Annotated in this window: 21 protein-coding genes, 1 tRNA gene and 3 pseudogenes; 13 read left to right on the forward strand and 12 right to left on the reverse strand. The window is 46.4% G+C overall.

Features of this window, described 5'->3' with window-relative positions:
* Positions 1-291 precede the first annotated feature (291 nt).
* Positions 292-1,455: an NDP-sugar synthase gene (locus QUB33_RS00500; RefSeq protein ID WP_333345866.1), complete on the forward strand. Its 1,164-nt coding sequence runs from the start codon at positions 292-294 to the stop codon at positions 1,453-1,455.
* 115 nt (positions 1,456-1,570) lie between these two features.
* Here QUB33_RS00500 and speA read toward each other — a convergent pair whose 3' ends face one another.
* From speA to QUB33_RS00515, 3 genes are all read right to left on the reverse strand, one after another.
* On the reverse strand, positions 1,571-3,580 hold the full coding sequence (gene speA, locus QUB33_RS00505; protein ID WP_190663683.1) for a biosynthetic arginine decarboxylase: 2,010 nt from the start codon (positions 3,578-3,580) through the stop codon (positions 1,571-1,573).
* Between the two features lie 707 nt (positions 3,581-4,287).
* Positions 4,288-5,445 carry a helix-turn-helix domain-containing protein gene (locus QUB33_RS00510; RefSeq protein WP_445299492.1) on the reverse strand — a complete coding sequence of 386 codons (1,158 nt, stop codon included), beginning with the start codon at positions 5,443-5,445 and terminating at the stop codon, positions 4,288-4,290.
* 181 nt (positions 5,446-5,626) lie between these two features.
* Positions 5,627-6,217 carry a DUF3611 family protein gene (locus tag QUB33_RS00515; RefSeq protein WP_333218585.1) on the reverse strand — a complete coding sequence of 197 codons (591 nt, stop codon included), beginning with the start codon at positions 6,215-6,217 and terminating at the stop codon, positions 5,627-5,629.
* A 167-nt stretch (positions 6,218-6,384) separates the two neighbouring features.
* Here QUB33_RS00515 and QUB33_RS00520 point away from each other — a divergent pair, with 167 nt between their 5' ends.
* The 5 genes and pseudogenes from QUB33_RS00520 (at position 6,385) to QUB33_RS00535 (ending at position 8,744) form a co-directional block, all read left to right on the forward strand.
* Positions 6,385-6,555 (forward strand): hypothetical protein, encoded by a 171-nt coding sequence (locus QUB33_RS00520; protein ID WP_172186391.1) that lies wholly within the window; start codon positions 6,385-6,387, stop codon positions 6,553-6,555.
* 354 nt (positions 6,556-6,909) lie between these two features.
* A complete protein-coding gene (locus tag QUB33_RS00525; protein ID WP_333345873.1) occupies positions 6,910-7,203 on the forward strand; it encodes a hypothetical protein in 294 nt (97 codons plus the stop codon).
* 103 nt (positions 7,204-7,306) lie between these two features.
* Positions 7,307-7,735 (forward strand): heavy metal-responsive transcriptional regulator, encoded by a 429-nt coding sequence (locus QUB33_RS00530; RefSeq protein ID WP_006632299.1) that lies wholly within the window; start codon positions 7,307-7,309, stop codon positions 7,733-7,735.
* A 525-nt stretch (positions 7,736-8,260) separates the two neighbouring features.
* Positions 8,261-8,527 (forward strand): annotated as a pseudogene (locus QUB33_RS29595) (DUF6972 family protein).
* The gene (locus tag QUB33_RS00535; protein ID WP_332953703.1) at positions 8,475-8,744 is read left to right on the forward strand and encodes a hypothetical protein; all 270 of its coding nucleotides are present in this window, start codon (positions 8,475-8,477) and stop codon (positions 8,742-8,744) included. The pseudogene QUB33_RS29595 and the gene QUB33_RS00535 overlap by 53 nt, the downstream one beginning before the upstream one ends.
* Before the next feature lie 155 nt (positions 8,745-8,899).
* Here QUB33_RS00535 and QUB33_RS00540 read toward each other — a convergent pair whose 3' ends face one another.
* Both QUB33_RS00540 and QUB33_RS00545 read right to left on the reverse strand, forming a co-directional pair.
* Complete coding sequence (locus QUB33_RS00540) at positions 8,900-9,508, reverse strand: hypothetical protein (protein ID WP_333345877.1); 609 nt, start codon at positions 9,506-9,508, stop codon at positions 8,900-8,902.
* 373 nt (positions 9,509-9,881) lie between these two features.
* A pseudogene (locus QUB33_RS00545) lies at positions 9,882-11,100 on the reverse strand (ISAs1 family transposase).
* A 281-nt stretch (positions 11,101-11,381) separates the two neighbouring features.
* Here QUB33_RS00545 and QUB33_RS00550 point away from each other — a divergent pair.
* The 3 genes from QUB33_RS00550 to QUB33_RS00560 all read left to right on the forward strand — a co-directional run bounded on the left by QUB33_RS00550 (position 11,382) and on the right by QUB33_RS00560 (position 13,918).
* A complete protein-coding gene (locus QUB33_RS00550; protein WP_333345880.1) occupies positions 11,382-12,113 on the forward strand; it encodes a hypothetical protein in 732 nt (243 codons plus the stop codon).
* A complete protein-coding gene (gene xth, locus QUB33_RS00555) occupies positions 12,110-12,895 on the forward strand; it encodes an exodeoxyribonuclease III (protein ID WP_333345883.1) in 786 nt (261 codons plus the stop codon). The genes QUB33_RS00550 and xth overlap by 4 nt, the downstream gene beginning before the upstream one ends.
* A gap of 147 nt (positions 12,896-13,042) precedes the next feature.
* On the forward strand, positions 13,043-13,918 hold the full coding sequence (locus tag QUB33_RS00560) for an SDR family oxidoreductase (protein ID WP_333345886.1): 876 nt from the start codon (positions 13,043-13,045) through the stop codon (positions 13,916-13,918).
* Between the two features lie 169 nt (positions 13,919-14,087).
* On the opposite strand, the gene QUB33_RS00565 is transcribed toward QUB33_RS00560, so the two are convergent.
* Together QUB33_RS00565 and QUB33_RS00570 are read right to left on the reverse strand one after the other, a co-directional pair.
* Positions 14,088-15,245, reverse strand: a complete 1,158-nt coding sequence (locus QUB33_RS00565; protein WP_333345889.1) for an EAL domain-containing protein — start codon at positions 15,243-15,245, stop codon at positions 14,088-14,090.
* 443 nt (positions 15,246-15,688) lie between these two features.
* Positions 15,689-15,762: transfer RNA gene (locus tag QUB33_RS00570), tRNA-Pro, on the reverse strand.
* Positions 15,763-15,853: 91 nt separating this feature from the next.
* On the opposite strand from QUB33_RS00570, the pseudogene lipA reads away from it, so the two are divergent.
* From lipA to QUB33_RS00590, 4 genes and pseudogenes are all read left to right on the forward strand, one after another.
* Positions 15,854-16,729, forward strand: a pseudogene (gene lipA, locus QUB33_RS00575) (lipoyl synthase); the annotation flags it as partial.
* A gap of 92 nt (positions 16,730-16,821) precedes the next feature.
* Positions 16,822-16,995, forward strand: a complete 174-nt coding sequence (locus tag QUB33_RS00580) for a hypothetical protein (RefSeq protein WP_333345892.1) — start codon at positions 16,822-16,824, stop codon at positions 16,993-16,995.
* A 520-nt stretch (positions 16,996-17,515) separates the two neighbouring features.
* The gene (sigC, locus tag QUB33_RS00585) at positions 17,516-18,781 is read left to right on the forward strand and encodes an RNA polymerase sigma factor SigC (RefSeq protein ID WP_333345895.1); all 1,266 of its coding nucleotides are present in this window, start codon (positions 17,516-17,518) and stop codon (positions 18,779-18,781) included.
* A gap of 418 nt (positions 18,782-19,199) precedes the next feature.
* Positions 19,200-19,727 (forward strand): transcriptional repressor, encoded by a 528-nt coding sequence (locus QUB33_RS00590; RefSeq protein WP_006632310.1) that lies wholly within the window; start codon positions 19,200-19,202, stop codon positions 19,725-19,727.
* A gap of 177 nt (positions 19,728-19,904) precedes the next feature.
* On the opposite strand, the gene QUB33_RS00595 is transcribed toward QUB33_RS00590, so the two are convergent.
* The 5 genes from QUB33_RS00595 to QUB33_RS00615 all read right to left on the reverse strand — a co-directional run bounded on the left by QUB33_RS00595 (position 19,905) and on the right by QUB33_RS00615 (position 25,335).
* Positions 19,905-21,479 carry a peptidoglycan-binding protein gene (locus QUB33_RS00595; protein WP_333345898.1) on the reverse strand — a complete coding sequence of 525 codons (1,575 nt, stop codon included), beginning with the start codon at positions 21,477-21,479 and terminating at the stop codon, positions 19,905-19,907.
* Between the two features lie 530 nt (positions 21,480-22,009).
* Complete coding sequence (locus QUB33_RS00600) at positions 22,010-22,186, reverse strand: hypothetical protein (protein ID WP_293253839.1); 177 nt, start codon at positions 22,184-22,186, stop codon at positions 22,010-22,012.
* Positions 22,187-22,644: 458 nt separating this feature from the next.
* Positions 22,645-23,106: an SH3 domain-containing protein gene (locus QUB33_RS00605; RefSeq protein ID WP_333345901.1), complete on the reverse strand. Its 462-nt coding sequence runs from the start codon at positions 23,104-23,106 to the stop codon at positions 22,645-22,647.
* 189 nt (positions 23,107-23,295) lie between these two features.
* A complete protein-coding gene (locus QUB33_RS00610; RefSeq protein WP_333283001.1) occupies positions 23,296-24,804 on the reverse strand; it encodes an AAA family ATPase in 1,509 nt (502 codons plus the stop codon).
* Between the two features lie 18 nt (positions 24,805-24,822).
* Positions 24,823-25,335: a YceD family protein gene (locus QUB33_RS00615; protein ID WP_333345906.1), complete on the reverse strand. Its 513-nt coding sequence runs from the start codon at positions 25,333-25,335 to the stop codon at positions 24,823-24,825.
* Between the last annotated feature and the right edge of the window lie 42 nt (positions 25,336-25,377).

Consider the following 25,377-nt stretch of genomic DNA (forward strand, 5'->3'; position numbering starts at 1 on the left):
GAAACTAATAACTATGCCACTGCGTCGGTTAAGATTCCAGACAGAATCTTGCTCTATGGCATTCTGTTGCTGAGTCCCGAATGCGGAGAGCGGGAGTGTGAAGTTCTTGCTGATTCCCGATACCTGGTTTCTTAAATCCAGGTAAACTCGGAATAAATGATTGATAGCCTGGTACGATGTCGCCTATAAACAGGTCAGGATTTTGCTGTGCTCGATCGATTCAACGATCGCAACCGCTAGCATCTAATTGTTGAGTTTATATCAATTAACAGAGGGTTGAGGAAGTTAATAATGAAAGCGATGATTCTGGCGGCCGGTAAAGGCACTCGCGTCCGTCCCATTACTCAGACAATACCCAAACCGATGATTCCCATCCTGCAAAAGCCAGTGATGGAGTTTTTGGTCGAATTGCTCCGCCAGCACGGATTTGACCAGATTATGGTCAACGTTTCCCACCTGGCAGACGTGATTGAAAACTACTTCCGCGACGGTCAAAAGTTTGGGGTACAAATTGCCTATTCTTTTGAAGGGCGAATTGAAGAGGGAGAAATGATTGGAGAGGCTCTCGGCTCGGCTGGTGGCATGAGGCGAATTCAGGACTTCTCGCCGTTTTTTGACGATACTTTTGTGGTGCTGTGCGGCGACGCTTTGATTGACTTGGACTTGACTGCTGCTGTGAAGTGGCACCGCGAAAAAGGAGCGATCGCTACTATTGTTATGAAATCGGTTCCCCGCGACGAGGTTCCCAGTTACGGAGTGGTGGTAACAGACGAGTCTGGCAAAGTTAAAGCTTTCCAAGAAAAACCTTCTGTAGAAGAAGCTCTGAGTACCGACATTAACACTGGTATTTATATTTTTGAACCGGAAATATTCAAATACATCCCTTCGGGTGAGGAATACGATATCGGTTCGCAGTTATTCCCCGCGCTAGTAGCAGAAGGCGCCCCTTTTTACGGGATTAGCATGGACTTTGAGTGGGTGGATATCGGCAAAGTTCCTGACTATTGGCGGGCAATTCAGAGCGTGCTCCTGGGACAAGTTAAAAATGTTTCGATTCCGGGAATTGAAGTACGCCCCGGCATTTACGCTGGTTTGAATGTAGCTGTTAACTGGGATAAGGTTGATATTACTGGGCCTGTTTACATTGGCGGGATGACAATCATTGAGGATGGAGCAAAAATTATCGGCCCGACAATGATCGGCCCAAATTGTTGGCTTTGCAGTGGCGCCACTGTGGAAAACAGCGTGATTTTTGAGTATTCCCGTTTGGGCCCGGAGGTGCGGTTGGTTGACAAACTGGTGTTCGGGCGCTACTGCGTTGATAAAACCGGGGCTGCGATCGATTTGCAAGCGGCGGCTCTCGATTGGCTGATTACTGACGCTCGCCAAGTTTTACCCACTCAACACGGAGAAGAGCGGCGGGCGATATCTGAAATTCTCGGTCATGGTGCATAATTGCTAATTGGCAATTGCTAATTACTCAAGGTAAGGTGCGCTAGGCGCACCCTACTTTTACATTTATGATCTCAGCTTTTAATTCTGGTAATGTGCTTAGGTTGCACCCTACATTTTAAGACTGAAGATAAGTATATTGGCTGAGACTCCGCTCGTAATTTTGCAGCAAAAGTTGGGCCTCGGAAAGAGTAATTTTATTTTGCTGCAAAGCTGCTTCTGTCTGACGGCGGATGCTTTCAACCAAATTTTCTGAATCGTACTGTACGTAGCTGAGGACTTCTTTCATAGTGTCTCCTTTCACAACGTGTTCGATATGATAGCCAGAAGGTGTTAGCTGAATGTGAACTGCATTTGCATCGCCGAATAAGTTGTGAAGGTTGCCCATAATTTCTTGATAAGCACCTCCCAAAAATAGCGCCAAATAGTAAGGTTCTCCAGGTTTGAGAGTATGCAGTTCCAAAACCGACTTCACATCTCGCAAATCAATAAATTGGTCGATTTTGCCGTCGCTGTCGCAGGTGATATCGGCTAAAATACCGCGCTGAGTTGGTTCTTCTTCGAGTCGGTTAATGGGCATAATAGGGAACAATTGGTTAATTGCCCAACTGTCTGGTACTGACTGGAAAACAGATAAGTTGATGTAATAAATGGACGCCATCACCTTTTCTAGGTCTTCCAAATCCTCCGATACATATTGTTTTTGCCGCGCGATCGCCTGTATTTTATCGCAGCAAGCCCAGTACAACTGTTCGGTTTTCGCCCGTTCCGCCATTCCCAAATAGCCTAAGTTAAATAAACTGACTGCTTCTTCCTTGAATTGGATAGCATCGTGATAAACTTCTTGGTAATTTTCGGGACTGATAGATTGGTAAATTTCGTAGAGATTGCGCGGAATTTGGTGCGCGTTTTCATCTACTGGTTCGGGTACTTCTCTGGGGACATCGCTAGTACCGAGTACATCAAAAACTAACACTGATTGGTGAGAAGCGATCGCCCGCCCGCTTTCGCTAATGATAATTGGAACCGGGATTTTGCGCTCGTCGCAGGCATCTTTCACTCCCGCTACTACGTCGTTAGCGTAGTTTTGCATATTGTAGTTTTTGGAAGCGTGGAAGTTTGTTTTAGACCCGTCGTAGTCAACGCCGAGTCCACCGCCTACGTCCAAGTAGTTCATATTAGCTCCCAATTTAGCTAATTCTACATAAATGTGGCTGGCTTCTCGAATGGCATCTTTGATGACACTAATTGAGGAAATTTGAGAGCCGATGTGGAAGTGCAATAACTGCAAACAATCGAGCATTCCAGCTTTTTCTAGTTCGCCGACTGCACGGATAATTTCAGGAATTGTCAAGCCAAATTTTGCCCGATCGCCCGTGGAACCTCCCCAGCGGCCAACGCCTTTGGTAGTGAGTTTTGCTCGCACTCCCAAAATCGGTTTAATTCCTAATGCTTTGCTCGCGGCGATTGCGAGTTCTACTTCCTCTATTTGCTCCAGTACAATTACGGAAGTTTGCCCTAGCCGCTGCGCCAAAATAGCAGTTTCGATGTATTCGCGGTCTTTGTAACCATTACAAATTAACAAAGCGCCTGGGTTTTTTAAGGTCGCCAAAGCTATCATTAATTCCGGTTTGGAGCCGGCTTCGAGCCCGAAGTGATGGGGTTGACCGAAACGCACCAAATCTTCAATTAATTGTCGGTGCTGGTTGCATTTAACTGGAAAGACACCGCGATAGACATTTTTGTAATTGTACCGAGCGATCGCTCTGGCAAAACACGAATTTAAGCGCTCGATCCGGTCTTCCAAAATATCAGAAAATCGAATCAGCAGGGGCAAAGCCAAATTTCGCTGTTTCAGGGATTCTACCAGTTCGCACAAGTCGAGGGAACCGCCGCGATCGCCCTTGGGAGAAACTGTAACGTGACCGGCTGCATTGATCGAAAAATACGGTTCGCCCCAACCTTGAATGCGGTAGAGTTTTTCACTATCTTCTATTGTCCAAGATTTTTGTGGCAGTTGAGCCGCCGTTACCAAAGCACTGTCTGGTGCCGCCAAACTCGTGACTGTTGGCGAGTGAGTCGATAACGGATCGAGATCGGAGAAAGCAGCGGTGGCTGGGGAACTCATAAAAATACTCGGTAAGTGGGAAACTCACTGGCTTGAGCCAAGAGAGGAAAACGGCGCGGCGATTTCTATCGCCTTGAATCCCCTTGCGGGGTTGGAGAGGTATGATTGCCTCTCCAATACGGGGTATGGTTGCCCCGTCTCCCTTTCGGGGTAATGTTCGCTTCGCCAAGGTTATAAAGGCTTGTCACGCTTACAGCACTGTCTCAGTGACTTTAAGACTGTTTAACTGTAAACAACAGAGCGGAAAACTAGCGTCGCATTCTCCGGTGTTATGACCTGAATAACGTAGTCAGCTAAGACTTAGGCTGGTCAGCACAGCTTGCTTGATCTCTCTTACAAGCTCAGTGGCTTTAGCCCTGAGTTACTGACCTTATCGGAAACCTCTTTTAGGAGTGGTCAAATAGATAGTTTATCGCATATATCCGGTTTCCTGATGCAGTTGAAAAATCACTTTGGCTACACGGGCCGGCGATTTTAGATTTTAGATTTTAGATTTTAGATTTTAGATTTTAGATTTTAGATTTTAGATTTTAGAATTGACTCTACAGATGGATGAAGGTGGGGGATTGAACTAAAATCTCAACCGTAATAGCTCTGCTGGACTCCCTTCTTCAAGCAAGTATCCGTATGTAGGTGAACTCTGAAACCGGGTTTCTGAGTTCACCTGCACCAAGAGAGTTGTCGGACGATCGCTCGCCCGACACACACTAACCAAAAATCACCTCCGGCGGCGCCATGTCAGCCCCCATCATCCATCCCCCGTTGCTAGACTTCTTCAAGCCCGGTTGAGGTGCTTTTTCTGGGGTCTTCTGAGCCGGTGCAACTGAGGCTGGCGGTTTCACCTGCGGTTGAGGTACTGCCTGTGCTCCTGGCACCACGGGTTGCTGCGACAGCCAACCCAAACCCCCTACAGCCCCAGCCATCAAAGCGGTGTAGCCGATGTACAAATGCACCGGACGCATTTGAAAGCCTTCGCTTGAGTCGGAATCGGAAACAGACACATACATACTGGGAATTGGAGTCGGAGCGGGTTTGGGCAAAGCATTCGCCATAGCGCTGCCGTCTAGTCCCAAGGCGTCGCCGAGTCTGCGGATAAAACCTCTAACGTAAATATCTTGGGGCAGTTTGTCGATTTCCCCATTTTCGATCGATTCGATGTGGTGCAGTGGCACGAGAGTTTGACTGTGGAGTTGCTGCAGGGATAGGGAGCGAACTTGCCGTCCCTTACGCAATTCTCTACCCAACTCCCGCAGGCACTCTTCTCGCTCTTGAACTGCTTTTGCTGCTTCTTCTTCCTTGGTGAGTTTTTTCGGCTTCTTGGGAAAACCGAACCCTGGGAAGGATTTTCCGGGGACGGTGACAGTTGCAGGTGGAGCAGACTCGACTTTAATTTCGTCTTGGGGCGCTTGTTTGCTGTCTTCAGAAGTGTTAGTGTCTCGATCGGAATTTTCTGTGTCGGACTCGGTTTGGGGCGGCGCTTCCACACTAGCGCTGCGCCAATAGAAGACAGGAGCAGCTACTGGTGGCTCCAATTCTTGAATTTCTGTCACGGTATCAAAGGCGGGACTTAAAGCAGGAAAACTCTGTTCGGCTACTTGCGGTTCAATTTTGTTTTGTTTGGGAAATCGGTCAAATGCGAGCTTGACGGCTTCTCTGCTAACTGCTCTAATTAAAATTTCGGCAGCGGAGGCTGCTTCGCCCAACATTGTTTGCAGGCTTGCTAGAGCTTGGCTATAGGTGTCGCTACAGAGGAGTTCAGTTTCTATTTGACCTAGGACAGAACGAAAACTTTCTTGAGAAATTTCAATAGTTGGGTGATCTGTCACCCCAAAATAAGCCTCGGGTTTCAGTGCCATGATATTCATGTTGTCTTAGTAGAAGGTATCTGAGTACGTTCTTCGACAGGTTGGCAGTGATTCCGGATGTGGGTTGGGGGAGAGTGGGAGAGTGGGGCATCGGGCATCGGGCATCGGGCATCGGGCATTGGGCATCGGGCATCGGGCATCGGGCATCGGGCATCGGGCATCGGTTGCCCCTCACCAATAACTATTGTTTGTGGATGCGATCGAGCAAAAAAAGAGCCCCGAAAATCCCGACAAAATGGGCAACAGTGGCGTGAGTATTGGCGAGTACCACAAATATATCTAGGGGCTGAATAAATCGGCCCAAATCAACTGCGGCACCGAACAAGGCTTGCGGTTGAGCTAGAGATTTGGCTAAAAGCGTGCCGCTGATGGCTTCTGCGCCGATCAGCGTCAGTACCATTCCCGATAAGTTGCTCCAAAGTGCCAGCCGCACTTCTTTGATGGTGTCTGCTTTTTTGGGACGGACAGCGTTAGCGGGCGATCGCAGTTGTCTCGACAAGCGGGTGAAGCGGAAAGAGCGATATACGCTGTAAGCGAGTACGGCCAGCCCGCAAATGGCAAAAAATACGCCGCCGCCCGTGCCGGCACTCGTTGAACCCGCAGCGGCGGTAGCCCTGGGGATGGCGAAGGGGATGGCAAAGAGCAAAATGATCGCCGCTACCACCCCTAGCACTACCTGTACCCAGAAGCAAACCCAGCCTGTTGTACGAAGGGCAAAGGCTACTCGCTGTACGGCGACAGGAAGCTTATCGTTATCTAACTGATTAGTCATATTTTGAGCGGGTATAATTAATTGGCATTACTTGGCAGCAGTTTTTTCTCTTCGGGGACGGTTGACGGCGGTTAACCCTCTTTATAATAGAAGTAGCAATGTTTAAGATTTGTAACTAACATTGGATTTCACATTTGAATAGCGTCGATCGCCAGGTACCCAAAGCAATGACACAACTACAACCCACCGTTACTCCCAAACTGGAACAGCCAAAGTTTGGTTTCAACAGCTACGCGGAACGCCTTAACGGTCGAGCCGCGATGATCGGTTTTTCTTTAACTTTAATTATCGAGTATGTCACAGGCCAGGGCTTGCTGTCCTGGTTAGGTCTCAACTAATTTTAGCAACGGCGCGGTCAGCGTTACACTTTGTCTTGACTCTTCCGGCAGCGGGTGTGACTTCTGCTGACCGCGACACATTCGGGAATTGATTAAAATATTAATTACAAAGAAGCCCAGCGACTTTTCTGCCGAGAGAGATCTGTTCCCGAATGCAATAGCCGGCTTTTGGAGGTGTATATGGGGTGGAATTTTGATTTGACAAGCTTGGCAATTTTGCCTCGCTCCCGTACAATTCCCCACAGGCGAGAAGATTAATTTAGGTGAAGCTAGTCTTTGAGCTAGAAATCCCGATCGTTCCGCCAACTCTAAGTTTTAGAGCTTGTAAATAAATATAGAACAGAGTAAAACCAAATGAATGCTTCGTGGACGCGACTTTTGAGGTCAGCTTACCGTAGAGAACCAATTACCAGCTTTGTTGTGACAGTGGGCGTTGTCGATGCAGCCATCGGCAGCATCGGTGCGAGTGGCTCTTTATTGGCTTTTGGGCTTGGCACCGCTGGGGTGGCGATGGCTCTCCGCTGGTGGCAATCTTACCGCTCTGGAGCCGAACAACCCGCACCTGCTCCCGAATACTATCTTCCTCCTCAGTCTTCTAGACCTCAGTTGCCCGTGCTTAATGTGTCTAAAAAAAATCCTCCTTATTAAGATTACGGGGCAATGGTGACTGGGCGATGTGCCGATCGACTCCCTGGATCTGAGGCACTAAAAGATAGGGCAAGAAAGTCTTTCGATCTTGGATGCTTGGTTTATGAATATTTCTGTTGCCGAGAAACTGTACAAAATTGGCTCTGTAGCTGCCTGTAGTGGTTTGTCGGTGAAAACTGTTCGTTACTATGAGGAGATGGGCTTGCTGTCTCCTGCGGTAAAGCGATCGCCCGCTGGTTATCGCTTGTTTGGCGAAACGGTATTTAACAGGTTGGCGTTTATTAAACGATCTCAGACTCTGGGTTTGAGCCTTCAGGAGATTAAGGATATTTTACAAGTTCGCGATCGGGGGGAGTTGCCTTGCTCTGAAGCGAAGCAGCATCTAACGGCTAAGGTAGAGGAAATTTCCGTGCAAATTGCAGCCTTAGAAACTTTGAAAAGGGAGTTGCAAGGCATTCTCAACTGCTGGCAAGAGCAACCCTCGCAGGCGAGCATTACTCGCACGATTTGTCCGAACATTCAGCGGGATTGAGCAGCAGAAAGATACAAAAAAAGGGAAGGAATTATCGGTTTCCTTCCCTTGATGGTTTTGTTGGTGGTTTTGTTGGTGGTTTTGTCGATCGTGTTGAGCTTTTAACTGTTTTCGCAGAGTTTGCTGTTGCTTTTTGAGTTGCCGAGCCCTGGCTGAGCCGCCTTTACCTTTGGAGTTTCTACCCTCGCTGCGAGGAGACTCCCAACTTTTTAGTCTCATGTTTTTCATTCTATGCACTACTTCTATACTACACCGCCAGATTTTCACTGTCAAGTATTTTTTAGAGCGATATTTCCTAGTGTCAACTTTTGACTGATGGGGATTTGCTACAGACATAGCGATGCTGCGCCCATTGCCTGCGGCTGGTTACGTCTACAGGCTTTTTGACAATTTGGGATGTAAGGGCGATCGCATGATTTAATTAATCATACTGGTATGCTCAGTAATTAATTAATGAGTGGAATTAATCGCCAAATCACCCTTGACAGCAGGCACATTGCTAAACACTTGCCAGACACGCCACAAATGAGAAGACTGCTTAATAAAGGACGTGCTGCTCATATTTTTAACGATGAGGCTACTATGAATCAGGTAGATCAAGCCATAATAGAAGATGGAGAATTTACAGGTACGATTCGGGGCTACGATCGTTATGGTATGTTTTTTGCTTAATCAATTGGTTATAGAGTTGACCCGGAGCGTAGCCGTCTTTTACTTTACTACGGAGAGATAAAAGTTGATGCAGAAAACCGATACCACGTTACGCCTCGAAGCCGATTTAGTGAAGAATAACTGGGAATTTACAGAGGTATGGATCGATCCAAATCTTTCACCGCCTTATCTGCTTTTGTTACTAAGTGACGCTGAGGGAAATTGTCGGATATACGATCCGGCTGAGGGTTATAAAGTTGTGTTTTCTAGTCAGAGTTATGATGAGGCGCAGTATTGGCTTTTAGAGGATGAGTATGAACCCGTAGAAGGGCGGCTGAGTGTGTCGGAGTTAGCTTGAATAATTCATGTAGGGGCGATCGCGCTTTTGGACAATTTGGGATGTAAGGGCGATCGCCTTTCCCTAAAAACAGTTTTTTGATTAAATAATCATTAGGTTAGCTTTAACAGTGAGAAATTTATCTATATAGCTATGATAGGAAATTTTGTTTTTTTTTAGCTCCAATATCTTAATGCTTTATCGTATGCTTTCATTACTATTTCAGAATTGCTATGTAGGAAATGATGCCGGGTATAGCACTCACATGAGAAAATATCATTCCTAAATAAAGATGATGACATTATCGTACTAGAAATCCCTATTTTTCCGCATTCACGACAGGTTGCCCAATAATGGTTCTCTGAATCATATATTATAGAATCTTCTTGACCTAAAGAACCTGTGCAAGCCAAAAAAAGAACTGAGTATGTCCAGCCATACCCTAGAACCAATATGTCTTTCGCATCATCAGAAATAGGCCAAGCGAATCCACCCTGGTCTAAGTATACTAGGTCGCCAGTTTCACCAGCTAATTGTAAACATTTCAACTCTGCTTTCTCTTCGCGTGCAATTTTTGCATTAGGCTTAATCTCGACCCATAAAGCTAAATCAGATATCCAAAAATCAGGTGTATATTGATTTCCATCTGGAAACTTAAACGTCAGTGGTTCGTACTCCCATTTCACTCCTAGCTCATCCCAGAAGACTGCCCATTGAGCCTCTAATTTAGATCTGAATCTCACTCCCTTGTACATAGTTTGTATTGCTTCTATATCTCTAGCCATCTTGTATTCCCCTTAGTATTCTATAGGACTGCTATTTTCTATCCTGTCTCCATTGAACTAATTTTCCGAAAGAGAGCGTAGTTTTCAATACTACAATTAGTTTATAATTCCCCAAATTAGTTCAGTTAGCTTTACGCTATTGAGATGATAACATCTAAAATGAAAATAATCGCAATCAGGTTTACCAGTACCTTATGGATCACAAATTAGACTATCACCACCTTTTGCATAGCACTCTTGTATCATTTTTGGCCTTTGGTTCTCAAATTGTTCACGCACATCCGAACTCACCACCCTCGAAAACTGGATTTTAGGCCGCACCCGCCTCATCACCATTTTAGGCTTATCCGGTATCAGGGTAAGAGCATCTCAATCATGCTTGACAAAAGCACTTGAGAATTTGCATCATATAGTCATTATTCATCGCAGCCCGTTTTCTTTTTTGTCGCAAGCTACGTTTGAGAGTTGTTTCTTGATTGACAGCATTAAGTGCCATCCGTCTTACTAGAGCAAAATTCTGAGGGCTGTTTAACGAACGAATACGACATTTATCTTCATTAAAAGTAACATCTAAACTCCAATGCATTTGGTTCTCAATGCTCCAATGTTGACGAATAACACGACCATTAATCGGTGCATCTACTGGTAACGAACTTAAGTAAAAATGCACTTCACGAGTGGTTTTATTCCAAAGATGACGGATTCTTTCGACCATCACAATAGTCCGAAGACCTGCCCATTGTTCTTGCTTATAAAGTCCTCCTAAAGATGCAACTGATACCGCCCAGACTTTTCTGGTTTCGATGCGATGATGTTCCTTTTCGGTTCGGGAATCATAGCTCACTTCAATTCCCATGAATTTCTGAGTTCTTGCGATATTAAACCAGTCTTTTACTTGATTATAAAGAGTAGGATGATTGCTTTTTAATGCCAGGACATAATCCGCTCTTTTCTGACGAATAAGTCGCACAATTTCGGTTTGAGTTCCCATCGCATCAATGGTGATAATCGCTCCCGTAATGTCGATTAATTCTAGCAAGGCAGGGATAGCTGTGATTTCATTAGAATGGTCTTCCACTTTGACTTGTCCGAGTACCAAACGCTGTTCACTCGCCCAAGCTGTCACTAAATGTAGGTTTTTTAAACCTTTTTCTCTGTCATAAGAGCCTCGTAAACTTTTTCCATCTATTGGGATAATTTCTGATGAAACTGAACCCATAATTTTTTGAAGCCATTGGGATAACTTCTCTTCTAATATTTTAGGGTCTAACTTTTCAAATACAAGGGCGGAATGTGTCATCGCTCGGAATTCCATTGGGTAATTCTAAAAATTCCTCTAACCATTCTTGCTTACTGAGTCCGTAATTTTCTATGTCTTCCCATCCATCGGCTCCGGCGATTACAGCTAATATGGTGATGATGAGAATGTCTTTAAGTAAGTGTTGTTTGGTTCTGTCTACTCTGGGATCTTGTATGTTATCAAAATAAGTTGATAAGCTCGCTTGTAAATGTTCGACGGATATTGGTTGAGTCCGATTATTCTGCTTCTTTGATTTTTGGGTTGGCGAAACAGGAGCAAATCCTTTTTTCATTGACTTTTCCTCACCAGTCATGACGAATGATTAAGAAACATTATATAACCACTAATCACTAATGCCAAATCGTATATATTGCCCTTTTTGTCAAGTACAATTTATACCAAATTAGATGAGCTTACCCTGTATCCGGTATTGGCAAAACCGCCCTTACACTCCAACTAATCCCACAAATTCAACACGAATTCGATTGCATCATCTGGCGAAGTCTCCGCAACTCTCCACCGCTGGCATCACTCCAAACCGACTTAATTAAATTCTGTAGGGGCGGTGCCCCCGTGCCCGTTCCCTCTCCCGAAGAAAGGGCAACCACGGGGGGATTGCCCCTACTAGAATATTTACGATCGCACCGCTGTCTCATCATCCTCGATGATATCCAAACCATTTTCAGCAGCCAACAACTCGCAGGAAATTACCAACCTGGATATGAAAATTACGGCGCATTCTTCAAACAAATAACAGAATCATCCCACAACAGTTGCCTCATCCTCATGAGTTGGGAAAAACCCAGAGAAATAGCCGCCTTAGAAGGCGAAAACCGCCCCTGCAAATCGCTGCAACTTAACGGCTTAGGCCCCGAAGCACAAGAAATATTCAGAGAAAAATGTTTAGCAGAACCGGAGAAATGGTCAAAACTGATCGACCTTTACCGAGGCAATCCCTTATGGTTAAATATAGTTGCCACATTGATTCAAGACTTATTCGGCGGTAGCGTTTCCGAATTCCTCTCCTATGATACCCTATTCTTAGGAGACTTAGAATCACTCCTGCACCAGCATTTCGATCGCCTAACCGCATCCGAACAACAGGCGATCGCATGGCTAGCCCATACCCCCGAACCAGCCGACATCTCAAAAATACCAGAAAACCTGCAACTATCACCGCCAGAACTCTTGAAAGTCATGCAATCTTTAGGACGACGGTCATTAGTTGAAACAGTAAAACAAAACGGGCGATCGCACTTTACGATCTGGCCAGTAATCAGAGAGTATATAACAAACAAAAAATGAAAATCGCCACCTGGAACGTCAACTCAATCCGCACCCGCATAGAACACGTTACTAGCTGGTTGCAAACAAACTCCCCAGACGTTCTCTGCCTCCAAGAAACCAAAGTCACAGACAAAGACTTCCCTCTAGAACCCTTCATCAACCTCGGCTACAACTGCTACATTTCTGGTCAAAAATCCTACAACGGCGTCGCCATTCTCAGCCGATCGCCCCTAACGCAAATCAGCACCGGATTTGCCCCCATTCTCGGCGATGAAACCGCAGGTATTTTTGACGAACAAAAACGCCTAATAGCGGGGATTATAGACGATATTTGCATTATTTGCGTATACGTTCCCAACGGTTCCGAAGTCGGCAGCGAGAAATATGAGTACAAACTAAAGTGGCTCAAACTGCTGCAAGAATACCTCAAAATAGCACTAGACAAATCCCCTAAATTGTGCATTTGCGGCGACTTCAACATCGTCCCGGACGATCGAGATATCCACAATCCCAAAGCCAATGCTAACTCTGTCGGCTTGTCGGTTGCCGAACGCCTCGCACTAACAGAAATCATAGAATTAGGATTAAACGACCCCTTTCGCAAATTCACCACAGAAGGAGGTCATTATAGCTGGTGGGACTACCGCGCCGCCGCATTTCCACGCAACAACGGCTGGAGAATCGACCACCATTATCTCAGCCCTCCCCTGTACGAACAAGCAAAAAACTGTACAATAGACATTGCTCCCAGAAAATTAATCAAACCCAGCGACCACGCCCCCGTAATTGTCGAAATTTGATTTATGAGTTATAAATAAAACTAAGGCAAAAGAAACCCGGTTTCTACCATAAATCTTAGGTTTAGCAACGATAAATTTAAGAAGCCAGGTTTCTCGATCCTATGCGTAAGTCCCGATCCAGTTAATAACAACCAACAACTAAAAATCATGTTCTTAGTAACCGGAGCAACAGGCGCACTAGGCCGCCGAATTGTACGAGAAATCAGACAGCAAGAAAAGCCTGTCCGCGCATTCGTTCGCCTCGCATCTCGCTACTCAGAACTAGAAAACCGAGGCGCCGAGATTTTTATCGGCGACTTAAAACAAGACAAAGATATTAAAAAAGCCTGCCAAGGAGTGCAATACATCATCAGCAGCCACGGCACCGGCGGCGACGTTCAAGCAGTACACTACCGCGCTAACATAGAATTGATCGACTGCGCCAAAGAAGCCGGAGTGCAGCACTTTGTCTTTGTTTCGGTACTGGGAGTCGATCGAGGATACGAAGATTCCGCAGTATTCAAAGCCAAGCGAGAAGTTGAAAAATACCTGCAAAACAGCGGATTGAATTATACAATCTTGCGGCCTGCCGGTTTTGCTTCCAGCTTGTTACCCCTAGCAGAAAGATTTCGAGAAACCGGACTTTACCTGCTGATTGGCGACGGCAAAAACCGCACCTCTGTTGTCAGTACCGACGACTTAGCAAAGATTGCAGCAGACTCGCCAACCGTCGAAGGCGCCCGCAACCAAATTCTGCGAGTCGGTGGCCCGGATGTGCTGACAAGGGATGACATTCCCCGCATTTTTGGACGCATATTCAATCGCGAACCGATGGTAATCAACCCGCCGCTGGTTGTGTTTGACGGTTTGAGAAATGCGTTGGGTTTATTGAATCCTCAAGCTCAAAAAGACTTAGGAACTTTGCGGGTATTGCTGGGTAACGAGTATTTCTGCACTCCCGAAGAAGTACAAAACTTGGAATCAACCTACGGCATGAGAATGGAATCCTTAGAAAGCTTTCTGCGGCGCAATTTGAGCGTCTAAAGTGCTGCTAGTAATTCTCGTTACCAGGCTCTGCCTGGTAATGAATATCGGGAGGCTCTGCCTCCAAATTCTTGTCTCATTTTAATGGAGGCAAAGCATCCCGATATGCGTCTCCCGGCTCTGCATGGAAACGAACAAAATGTAGCGCCAAATCGCAACTGGAAAGCATTTAAGCAGAAATAGGTAGTGGTTCAGCACCAATATAGCTCGTAACTGCGATCGGCGGAGAAGTCGGCTTAGCAATCAAATAACCTTGAACAAAAGTTGCTCCCCGTTCCCGCACCCACTCAAACTCCTCCAAAGTTTCCACACCTTCAGCAACAGTTTTAATTTCTAATTGAGCAGCAATTTCTAACATCTTTTCCGTAATGAGTGCCTTATAATAATCTTGATGGACGTTGCGAATCAATTGCATATCCAACTTAATAAAATCGGGACGCAGTTGGTGCATCAAATTTAAATTAGAAGAACCGCTGCCGAAATCGTCCAGGGCAATTAAAAATCCAGCCTCTCGGTAAAACCTCAGAATATTAATCAAGTGATCGATATCAGGAGGATGCTGAGATTCCGCTACTTCAAAAACAATATTGCTGTGAGGAATTCCCGCTTCATCAATAGCCTGTACTGTTCTTCGCAGGCACGTAGCCGGATCGTAAACTGAAGTGGGAGAAAAGTTAATAAAAAGTAATTCTTTGAGATCGTAAACATGGGCTTCCCGGATAGCGCGAGTCCGGGCTAAAACATCTAGTTGAAAAATTAGGCCTGCTGATTCTGCTTGGGCAAAAATCCGACCCGGATAAATTAAGTTTCCTTGCTCGTCAATTCCTCGGAGCAGCGCTTCGTGGGCAAAAATTTTAGAAGTATCGGAGGTATAAACAATGGGCTGAAAATGTGTAGTAATGCGTTCTTCGGACAATAAATCTAACAGCCAATCAGAGTTACTCAAATTAATAAAAGAGTCTAAGGAAGTGCTGCGATAAAAATCGCTAAGTTTTGGCTGTTCAACTTCGCGCATCCACAAAACTTTTGTCTCTTTCAACTCTTGAGTTGTTAGCACCGAGGATGCTAGGGCGCTAAAATTTTCTCTCGCTATTCCCTCAAGCATAACGTACAAACACTTGCTCTCTTCTAAAAGCTTAAATTCAACTTTAGCCTTAGCCAGTGCCGAAATAACCTTGGTCAGCGTGTGATATACTGGAAACCACAGGTATAGACCTCCCCTGCCCTCTATTTTTTCTGGTAGTGTTTCGCACCGAGAGCAGGAGCCGAAGGCTTTGCCACTTATTTGCATTAGGATATCCTCCGGTTTTTGGGTGACTTTATACATTAGTTAGGAATTAATAATTATTATAAGCTCATTCAGCTATTAATACATCTATCTCAAGATGTAAATCTTAATGAACTTGTATTTAATAATTATTGCAGTATTTATACTTGCCTCTGCTTTCAAACCTTTGCAAAATCTCTCAGCCTTGAGCAAGTACGTCTCATTAAACACAGTCCCCAATTCTCACACAGTGAGAACGCAAAGACTGGCTCTTTATTCTCTATTGAGGCTCTTATTCTTTACCCCTTATTCTCTAATTCCCTCAGTCAAAACAGTCGCTACAGTTGATTTTTTAGCAAAGGGGAATTAACACGCCCGTGAAGCGCAGCTATCCCGTAGGGAATCGCCCGCTCCATTAATTTATCCCAACCACAAATATACACAGCCGGACGATCGCCCAAAACAAACTCACTTGCTGGGGCATATCCAATTTAATTTTATAATCGGGATGACAGGATTTGAACCTGCGACCCCCTCGTCCCGAACGAGGTGCGCTACCAAGCTGCGCTACATCCCGAAATTAGTCACTATATTTTAAGGCTATCACATTCAAGTTAAAATTTAGCAACCTCGTATATAATGATTTGTAAAATACTACTCAGGCGGAGACAGACGTGACAGTTAAGCCCCAGTGGTTGCGAGTTAAAGCCCCCCAGTGGGAGCGCGTCGGCAACGTCAAAGAAATTTTGCGGGATTTATCCCTGAATACGGTTTGCGAGGAGGCGTCGTGTCCGAACATCGGCGAATGCTTCAACGCAGGTACTGCGACATTTTTGATTATGGGCCCGGCTTGTACCCGCGCCTGTCCTTACTGCGACATCGATTTTGAGAAAAAGCCCCAACCTTTAGATCCCACAGAACCCCAAAGATTAGCGCAAGCGGTGCAGCGGCTCAAACTCAACCACGTCGTGATTACCTCTGTCAACCGGGACGATTTGCCGGATGGGGGCGCGTCTCAGTTTGTCGAGTGCATTCAAGCAGTGCGATCGGCGATGCCCGATACAACTATAGAAGTTTTGATTCCCGACTTGTGCGGCAACTGGCAGGCTTTAGAAATCATTCTCGCAGCCCGGCCAGAGGTACTCAACCACAATACCGAAACCGTAAAGCGACTTTACCGCAAGGTGCGGCCGCAAGGAAAGTACGATCGCACCTTGGAACTATTGCAGCGAAGTCGCGAACTCGCACCTGGGGTTTACACCAAATCCGGCATCATGGTGGGACTGGGAGAAACAGACGCCGAAATTCGGGAGGCGATGCAGGACTTACGGGCTGTCGGCTGCGATATTTTAACAGTTGGACAGTACCTGCAACCGACTCAAAAGCACTTGAACGTAGAAAACTTTGTGCCTCCGGAACAGTTTGATGCTTGGAGAAAGTTTGGCGAATCTTTGGGATTCTTGCAAGTTGTCGCTTCTCCCTTAACTCGCAGTTCCTATCACGCCGAACAGGTGAGGGAACTAATGAAACTTTACCCACGCTAGCAATTTTAATTTGAGTTGACTCGCGCCCGATCGCACCATTCTCACTAAAACCAGATCAACCCGGTAACAGCGAGGAAAAACTTGCGCTTTATATGCAGGCCTTGGGCAAAAAACCCGGTTTCAGATGCTGGTGTTCGGGGCGTGATGTTAAGCCGGAAGCAGCACCCAACAGCAAAACAATTATCGGTCGATCGCCGCCTCAAATTCGCGACTTAGGCAAAAGAGATCCCGAAACCGGGTTTCTTGCTCAAACTTCTAGGTTTTAATCCAGAAATTTGAGGAAGAAACCCGGTTTTTGCGTCAGTCAATAACTCGGTACTGCGGACTATAGCAACTCTGAAGCTCATATGCTGTAATGGATTAAAGTTCTGCGCTCACGGCAGCGTATTTAATCAAGAGCGCCGAGTTATATAAAGTTTTATTAAAAAAATGGCTAATTTTCCGAAGTGATCGGGAACCAGCTTATTGGTGATGAAGATTAACTTAACTTCTGACTAACGTCACTTGTTTCTAGCCAGTCACTATCTATACTAGCTACATAAACAAAGAAGTACAACACACTTTTCGGGGCTTCAACCTGTTACATCAGAAAGTTCTTAGCGTTTTCCAGAATCTTGGTAAAACAAGTGGGGCAGCAAAAGTTCGATCGAACAACAGCAGAAAAGTCAGAAAAGTTAGTAAAGAAACACAAAGCGGTGATGCTTCGTCTTAACCAAATGGGCATCTTAATTATAAATAACCGCTAAGCGTAGCATCTTTTCACCCGGAGCAACTGAGAAAATCACTATGCCAGCCACCTCTTTTTACGCTGAAGCTGAATTCGACGAACAACTGCGAGTCAATCCCTTGCAAGGTGATGTGTTGGATGAAGATGCTGAAGAAGCTGGAGACGAACTGCTCGACCAAGACCCAGCAGAGACAGAAGATGCAGACCCAGCAGCAAAATTGCAAAAAAATGCCAGCCGCCGCACTACAGATTTAGTGCGCCTGTACCTTCAAGAAATAGGTCGGGTTCGTCTCTTGGGTAGAGACGAAGAAGTCTCGGAAGCTCAAAAAGTTCAGCGCTATATCAAATTGCTGGAATTACGCAACACCGTCGCCTCCCAGGAAGAAGGGCTAATTGGGCGCTTCGTGCATTTAATTGAAGTGCGCGATCGGTTAGCGGCACAGTTGGGACATAAGCCTTCCCTGGAACGCTGGGCATTAACGGCCGGCGTGGGTGACGTGCCAGAACTCAAGCGAATTATGTCCGAAGGCAAGCGCCAGTGGGCAGAGTTAGCAGAGATGACTGTCGAGGCGATCGAAAGAGTTCAAGCCGAAGGCATTGAAGCGAAAGACCACATGATTAAGGCGAACCTGCGCCTGGTGGTTTCGGTGGCGAAAAAATATCAAAATCGCGGTTTAGAATTGCTCGACTTAATACAAGAAGGTACTCTCGGACTGGAGCGAGCTGTAGAAAAGTTTGACCCGACGCGGGGCTATCGGTTTAGCACCTATGCCTACTGGTGGATTCGGCAGGGGATTACGCGGGCTATCGCCACTCAAAGCCGCACTATTCGCCTCCCCGTCCACATCACCGAAAAACTTAACAAAATCAAAAAAGCCCAGCGCAAAATTTCTCAAGAAAAAGGTCGGACAGCTACGATCGAAGACATCGCTGTCGAGTTGGACATGACGGCGCCCCAAGTCAGAGAAGTTTTGCTGCGAGTCCCCCGTTCTGTTTCTTTGGAAACTAAAGTGGGCAACGAAAAAGATACAGAGTTGGGCGACTTGCTCGAAACCGACAGCATCTCCCCAGAAGAAATGCTGATGCGAGAAGCTCTGCACCGCGACTTGCAGCAACTGCTGGCAGATTTGACCAGCCGCGAGCGAGATGTAATTCTGATGCGCTTTGGTTTGGGTGACGGACACCCCTATTCGCTGGCAGAAATCGGTCGCGCCCTCGACTTGTCCCGCGAGCGGGTTCGCCAAATTGAAGCCAAAGCTTTGCAAAAACTCCGCCAACCTAAGCGTCGCAACCGCGTCCGCGACTATCTGGAGTCTCTGACTTAAATTGGGACGGTCAGTCAGCGCGATTAATCAGGGAGCAAGGCATTTGGCACTTGTGCAGAAGGCATGAGGCATTCGGCAGAAGTAACAATATTTACTTCTAAACAACTTCTCTGTCCTCTGCAGCAAGTCAATCGATTTTAGATTTTAGATTAAAGATTTTAGATTAAAGAATTGAAGCATTGATCCCACGCATAAATTCGGGGGGCAAGTTTCATCCGATACAGGTTTTTTATTTCTGGACGGATGAATCCGGGGGCTTGTATCCTGGATGCTTTCAGTCATAAAGCTTGTTAAAAGTCAAAAAATATCAAAAACCAAATTTTTTCCTCAATCTTTTTTCAATAAGCTGCGATATTTGCAAAATATCTCGATCGTTGTGTATTATTGTCAATAGGCAGACTTTCTTGAGAGGGTCACTATGGCACTTTATACCGCGTCCTCATTCAAATCCGAACTCAATGACAAAGGCTGGCGGATGACTCCCCAACGGGAAACCATCTTGCACGTGTTTCAGAACCTCCCCAAAGGCAATCACCTGAGTGCGGAGGATTTGTACACTTTGTTAAAAAATCGCGGAGAAAACATTAGCTTGTCCACCATTTACCGAACTTTAAAGTTAATGGCAAGGATGAGCCTCCTCCGCGAACTCGAACTAGCAGAAGGTCACAAACACTATGAAATAAACCAGCCTTACCCGCATCACCACCACCACCTAGTCTGCGTTCAGTGCAACAGAACGATCGAATTTAACAACGACTCGATTCTGAAAATTGGTATGAAGCAAGCTGAAAAGTCTGGGTTGCACCTGCTAGACTGCCAGCTAACCATTCATACGGTGTGCCACGAAGCTTTGCGGATGGGATGGCCCTCTTTGGTTTCCAGCAATTGGTCTTGTCCGAGGTCGATCGCCCAGAACGGCAGCAGCGCCCCGGATTCAATCGAGTGATAGTACACTATTTTCGCATTTCAAGTACGACTTGTTACAAGTTTTAACAAAAATCGGTAGCCCAAGTGCGATCGCAGTTACGCCGAAACCGGGTTTCTTAAGAAAAATACATCATTTCAGGAATGAGTCGGAAAGCAGAAACCCGATTTCTTTGATGTAGCGTCCGCAAGCCTGGGGCTAAAAAGTTTGGCTCAACAAATCGTTGCTGCTGACCCCGTAACTGCGCTGAGCTCGATCGAGGGCGTCTCTCGTCTGAGTATCCAAAACTCCGCTGATCGAGCCTGTGTAAAAGCCGAGGTCTTGCAGCCGCCTTTGTAATTGCTGAACGCTCGATCGAGAGTTGAAACTGCTGCTAATTGGAACAGCAGGAACAGCTACCCGGCCAGCTAATCCGTTTTGGAGCGCAGCCAAAGTCGCCGGAGTGGCAATACCCGTCGCCGGTGACAAATTGCGTTCTTGCTGAAACGACAGCACCGCAAACTCGGTCTCGGCTCCAAATACTCCGTTCACCGGGCCGGGGTTTTTGCCCAGACTTCTGAGCGAAGACTGAAGTTGTCGGACAGCAGGCCCAGTATCGCCCCGTCGCAGACCAGCAGCGATTTGCGGCACAGGCGCTGCTGCCTGCCTGTTACCTTGCCGCAAAGCCGATCGAGTGCTGCGATCGACCCTTCCAGTCCCGAACAGCCCGCTATCCCTCTGAAAGCGGATCAAAGCTGCCTGAGTTGGTCGATCGAACCAACCGTGAATCTGGCTCCTGTAATAACCCAATTCTTGCAGTCGCCGCTGCACAAATTCTACTTGTCGGCCTCTATCGCCCAACTCCAGAAAATCTCCGGCATTACTCTGTTGGTCATTTTCATCAGTCCATGAGGAAATTTCAGCTTGCCTCATCTGGGCATCGATAGCAGTCAAAGTAGCAGTATCAGCGCAGCCGTCAGAAACGAGATTGTAATCTTGCTGAAAACGAGTCACAGCGTAGAGAGTGCGTTCCCGAAACTTACCGTCAACGCCGCCTTCAAAATAGCCCAAAGCTTTTAATTGCCGCTGGATCAAGTCTACTGTCGCCCCTCTGTCCCCGAACCGCAGCCCCTTGCAACCGCCATTTCCCGAAATATTCCCTGGAAGCGAAACGGGGGGAACCGGCCGGGTGGAACCAAACAGCAAAGCTAAAGTTTGCCTATCGGCCACTCCAGTCACCCGCAGTCGATTAATTCGCTGGAAGTATCTAACCGCATTGAGAGTCACTTCCCGAAAACTCCCTGTGGGATGCGCGCTGAAGTAGCCTAGCTGCTTCAACCTGCGCTGGAGAGCAGAAACACCTGCACCTGCGTCTCCAAAACGCAGCTCCCCATAATTTGTATAAATAGTATTAAAAGGTCGATCGTCCCTGGCAAAACTGTTGAGTGCTATCACCGTAGCTCGATCGGGCCGGCCAGTTCGCGACAGTTGATAGTCTCGCTGAAAGTTAGTCAGAGCTTGTTGAGTAACCGGGCCGAGTTGACCAGTCGAAGATCTGGGAAAATAGCCGAGATCCCGCAACCTGTCTTGAACCGCTCGCACATTCGGATATCCCGGATCTATTTGAGCAAAAGCCGCACCGGCTGCACTCAAAACCGACAGCATCAAAGCCAGAGACAGCAAACGGACGTAAGTCTGACTCGATAGGTTTTGCCACTTGGGCTCATCCAAAATTTTCGACTCTGCGGGTGCTTCGCAAACAAGAGCAAGTTCGAGGTAAGCAAGAGATTCCATAATTTTTTAGTGTGAAATTGTGGGTGGGTTGTGTGAGCAAACTGCCAAAAATGATTTTTGGCACGCTTGGCTTGGATTCTATCAACGCTAAGTTCTACCTGAAAAGCGCGAAGCACCCGTTTTTCTAAAAAATTTACAGTCAAAAATAATTACAGGTAACAACCAAGATAGCATCGCTGCTTCTAGAGAGGCGAGACTCAGCCAAAAAGTTGGCAGGCATAGTTTTAGCCTTTAAGGCCAAAAGAGAATAAGTTGTGGGGTAGTGCTGGCTAATATTTTATCTGGCTGCCGCAGAAATTACCACAAGACTTGGGCGCAGGCTGTCATCACCTTAATTTGTTGTCTGGTAGAAAGTCTGAAATCGCAGGTTTTTTGTTAAGAAACGCGGCTTCTTCATGTGGCGAGTGCGTTTAGGAAAGTACCGCTGATTAACCAAAAAACTAGCCACTAAAAATCCCCACTTTTGCTAGCTGCAAATAGGGCGGGGATTTCTTGATAAGTTGACTTTGTATTAAAAAATCGACGATCGCTTAAATTAAGCCGAACCGATCGCAAATTACAGCTACTCCCGCTGCAAAAACAGTAATTGCGAGGGCTACCAGCGGGTTTTGTCCTCTGCTCACCGCAAAAGAGGTAACGACCCCAGCTCCCAAAGCTGCAGTCACAGCAGCAGTCGCCAAATCTCGATCGGGACGTTTGTCGTACATATTTTTTATTGTTGGTAGCTGTTAAGCTGAAAACTTACATCTTGTAATCCAAGCTACCACTCTTGCCTCTGCGCCAGGGACAACAGCCTGGGTTTTGCAACTAACCTTAAAATTTTGCTAAGTTTCTTAACATACTATCCTGAATAACATAAGTTAGGATTATGTATTTTCGAGTTTTTCTGTTGAGTTTTAGCTGTTGAAACCTTTTGTCTGCTGGGCTTTGATGTCAAATTCAGGATTTTGCAGGGGCGATCGCATCTGCAGTGTCAGCGCATCAAATTGCAATCCCAAATATCGTAAATAAATTTAATTTGACTTTTTGCCATAAATGTGTATTTCGCTATTGGCAACAATAGACAGGAAAAACCCAGGCGCTGGTGAACAATTTTCACACTGCGATTGCTTCGCTGCCCTCACAATGAGATGAGTATATTTGTTGTCTAATTACTATCTAAGTTTTATTCGCCCTCAACTTTTTCAGTATTGCCACCTTTGACCCAACCTTCGCGATTGTCCTCCTCAATCCGAATTCGCTGCCACTCTTTGTCGGGCGACTCTTCCAAAACTACGACTCTTTCCTTGTAACCAACCCCGCCAATGCGGTTCGAGTCTCGGCTACCAGTATCCCGGAGAATTAAGCCGATCGGCTGAGTCACCAGAGCTCGGTAAGCTCCCGGTTCCAGGGGTTTCGGAGACGGGGCATCGCTTGATGTAGAAACAGGGCTAGCCTGGGCTGTTGACTTCGGCGCAGTGCCTGCAACCTGAACTGCTGTTTTGTCGTTGGGAAAAACAGGTTTTTCGGGCACAGTAGTTAGCTTAGCGGCAAAGTAAAGTGCAGCAGCCACGCTAGCACCTGCCATCAGGACGATCGCGAGCAGAAAACCCACTAAAAATTTGAAAACGCTATATACACTGTTCATAAAACCGCAAATGAAGGAAGAAGGAAGAAGGAAGAAGGAAGAAGTAAAAAGGAAAAAGGAAAAGGGAAGAAGGAAGAAGGAAAAGGGAAGAAGGTTGACTGTTGAGTGTTGACTGCTGAATGTTGAGTAAAATCTGGTAACTGCCAACTGACAACTGGTTACTAACTACTGACTACTGACTTCAAAAGCTTAACCTTGAATCCGGCGGCTCAGACTGCCGTATCTAGAAGCAAGGCGAGCTTTCCCCGCAGCGGCCCAATCTTGGAGAAACTGGATTTGTTCTTGAGCCGTTCTGGCTAAAGGCACCATCTGACTAGCTGATTCTAAAATATCATCTGTGGTAAAGTCTCGATTTTGACTAAACCCAATGTGCATTGCTTCAATCAAAGTTTGCTCGATTTCGGCCCCTGAAAAATCGGGAGTTTCGTAAGCCAAGCGCTCTAAATCGTAATTTTTGATGCTGTGCGATCGCAACCGCAACAAATGTACCTCAAAAATTGCCCGGCGTTCCTCCTGGCTGGGCAAACCGACAAAAAATATTTCGTCAAACCTGCCTTTTCTGAGCATTTCTGGGGGCAAAGACTGGATGTTGTTGGCCGTTGCGACTACAAACACCGGCGAAGTTTTTTCGGCCAACCAAGTAATAAAAGTTCCGAACACCCGGCTGGTTGTCCCGGAATCCCCTTTACCGTCCAATCCCGCAAAAGCTTTGTCAATCTCGTCAATCCACAGCACGCAGGGGGCCAAAGCTTCCGCTAGCTGAATCATTTGCCTGGTGCGGGATTCTGATTCCCCGACTAATCCGGCAAACAAGCGCCCGACATCCAACCGCAGTAAAGGCAAATGCCAGTGGTGGGCGATCGCCTTTGCTGTTAAGGATTTTCCGGTTCCTTGAATTCCAACTAACAACAAACCTCTGGGATGCGGCAAACCGTATTGGCGGGCTCGTTCGGTAAAAGCACCGCCGCGCCGCAGCAGCCATTCTTTGAGATTGTCCAAACCGCCGATATCGGAGATATTTTCGCGGGCGGGGTAAAAATCCAGAATTTGAGTTTGGCGAATTGTTTGGCGCTTTTCTTCTAAAATCAGTTCCGCGTCGTCGGGATGGAGTTCGCCTCTGGTGGCGATCGCCTTTGCCAAAACTCGGCGGATTCGTTCGAGCGACAGCCCTTGACATGAGCGCACTGTTTCGTCCAGCAAACGCCCTTCAATAGCTTGTCCGGTAGCCCCTAATAGCCTTTCTACCTCAATTTTGATTTCCGTCGCCGCAGGCAGGGGAAACTCCAAAACCGTCATCACTTCGCTGAGGTCTTCCGGGATCGAAATTAGAGGAGATACGATGACAATATTTTTGGGTACAGATTTGAGGAGTCTCGCCAAATTCCGCAGCTTGCGGGAAATCGAGACATCTTCCAAAAACCGCTGAAAGTCTCGCAGAATAAAAATTGCCGGCGCGGAGGCGGGCAATTTTTCGAGAAATTCCAAAGCTTGCAGCGGATTGCGCTTGCCAAAACCGGTATCGTTGGGATTGCCTTGGTAGCCATCAACAAAATCCCAGATGTAGACAGCGCGAGAACCCTGTTTTTTGGCGCATTGGGCGATCGCCGCTTCTACGCGCTCTTCTTCCCGTGTGGGAATGTAAATTAGGGGGTAGCGCGATCGCAGCAGTAGTTCAAACTCGTCGCTAAAAATAGTCATTAGTTATTAGTCAACTGACTAAGGCAATTGCCGTTTAAGTGCTTCCAGAGACGCCCAGCGACTGTCTGAGACTGTTTCTGAGCTTTCTGTATTTGCATCATCAGTTAAAGAAATTCCCGGACATTCAGTATCGCATATCTGTTTGTGCGGCAGTTCCAAACACATTTGCTCGTACACCCAATCGCCCGGAGAGAAATAGCCACCTGGGGACAAATTTTCCACCAAATCTTCTAAAGCAACTTCTATTTCTGCTGAACTTGAATCTGTTTGATTTTCTGTTTCTTCGAGCCAGATTAGTTCCGATGAGTTGAGTGCCAAACGATGATTGTATTGTTTCAAGCATCTGTGGCAGGTGAGAGTAACAATTGTTTCTGCTTTCGCCTTCACCTCAAGATAATTTCCTTGGTGAGTTACTTGCAGTCGTCCTCGCACCGGAGTAAGAGTTTCTAAATCGGGGATAAATTCTTCAAAATCAATGACCTCTTTTCGCTCACTTTTTGTGAGTAGATGAGGGATATAAATTGTCTCCATAATCTTTTGCCTTCCTACTTCTTGAATTCAAAGGTCAAAAGG

This window comes from Microcoleus sp. B3-A4 (assembly GCF_036705385.1).
Lineage (GTDB): Bacteria > Cyanobacteriota > Cyanobacteriia > Cyanobacteriales > Microcoleaceae > Microcoleus.

Excerpts from the sequence above, each read along its gene's own strand:
- QUB33_RS00500 (WP_333345866.1), top strand. The coding sequence starts at position 292 with ATGAAAGCGATGATTCTGGCGGCCGGTAAAGGCACTCGCGTCCGTCCC.
- speA (WP_190663683.1), bottom strand. The coding sequence starts at position 3,580 with ATGAGTTCCCCAGCCACCGCTGCTTTCTCCGATCTCGATCCGTTATCG.
- QUB33_RS00510 (WP_445299492.1), bottom strand. The coding sequence starts at position 5,445 with ATGAATATCATGGCACTGAAACCCGAGGCTTATTTTGGGGTGACAGAT.
- QUB33_RS00515 (WP_333218585.1), bottom strand. The coding sequence starts at position 6,217 with ATGACTAATCAGTTAGATAACGATAAGCTTCCTGTCGCCGTACAGCGA.
- QUB33_RS00520 (WP_172186391.1), top strand. The coding sequence starts at position 6,385 with ATGACACAACTACAACCCACCGTTACTCCCAAACTGGAACAGCCAAAG.
- QUB33_RS00525 (WP_333345873.1), top strand. The coding sequence starts at position 6,910 with ATGAATGCTTCGTGGACGCGACTTTTGAGGTCAGCTTACCGTAGAGAA.
- QUB33_RS00530 (WP_006632299.1), top strand. The coding sequence starts at position 7,307 with ATGAATATTTCTGTTGCCGAGAAACTGTACAAAATTGGCTCTGTAGCT.
- QUB33_RS00535 (WP_332953703.1), top strand. The coding sequence starts at position 8,475 with ATGCAGAAAACCGATACCACGTTACGCCTCGAAGCCGATTTAGTGAAG.
- QUB33_RS00540 (WP_333345877.1), bottom strand. The coding sequence starts at position 9,508 with ATGGCTAGAGATATAGAAGCAATACAAACTATGTACAAGGGAGTGAGA.
- xth (WP_333345883.1), top strand. The coding sequence starts at position 12,110 with ATGAAAATCGCCACCTGGAACGTCAACTCAATCCGCACCCGCATAGAA.
- QUB33_RS00560 (WP_333345886.1), top strand. The coding sequence starts at position 13,043 with ATGTTCTTAGTAACCGGAGCAACAGGCGCACTAGGCCGCCGAATTGTA.
- QUB33_RS00565 (WP_333345889.1), bottom strand. The coding sequence starts at position 15,245 with ATGTATAAAGTCACCCAAAAACCGGAGGATATCCTAATGCAAATAAGT.
- QUB33_RS00580 (WP_333345892.1), top strand. The coding sequence starts at position 16,822 with ATGCAGGCCTTGGGCAAAAAACCCGGTTTCAGATGCTGGTGTTCGGGG.
- sigC (WP_333345895.1), top strand. The coding sequence starts at position 17,516 with ATGCCAGCCACCTCTTTTTACGCTGAAGCTGAATTCGACGAACAACTG.
- QUB33_RS00590 (WP_006632310.1), top strand. The coding sequence starts at position 19,200 with ATGGCACTTTATACCGCGTCCTCATTCAAATCCGAACTCAATGACAAA.
- QUB33_RS00595 (WP_333345898.1), bottom strand. The coding sequence starts at position 21,479 with ATGGAATCTCTTGCTTACCTCGAACTTGCTCTTGTTTGCGAAGCACCC.
- QUB33_RS00600 (WP_293253839.1), bottom strand. The coding sequence starts at position 22,186 with ATGTACGACAAACGTCCCGATCGAGATTTGGCGACTGCTGCTGTGACT.
- QUB33_RS00605 (WP_333345901.1), bottom strand. The coding sequence starts at position 23,106 with ATGAACAGTGTATATAGCGTTTTCAAATTTTTAGTGGGTTTTCTGCTC.
- QUB33_RS00610 (WP_333283001.1), bottom strand. The coding sequence starts at position 24,804 with ATGACTATTTTTAGCGACGAGTTTGAACTACTGCTGCGATCGCGCTAC.
- QUB33_RS00615 (WP_333345906.1), bottom strand. The coding sequence starts at position 25,335 with ATGGAGACAATTTATATCCCTCATCTACTCACAAAAAGTGAGCGAAAA.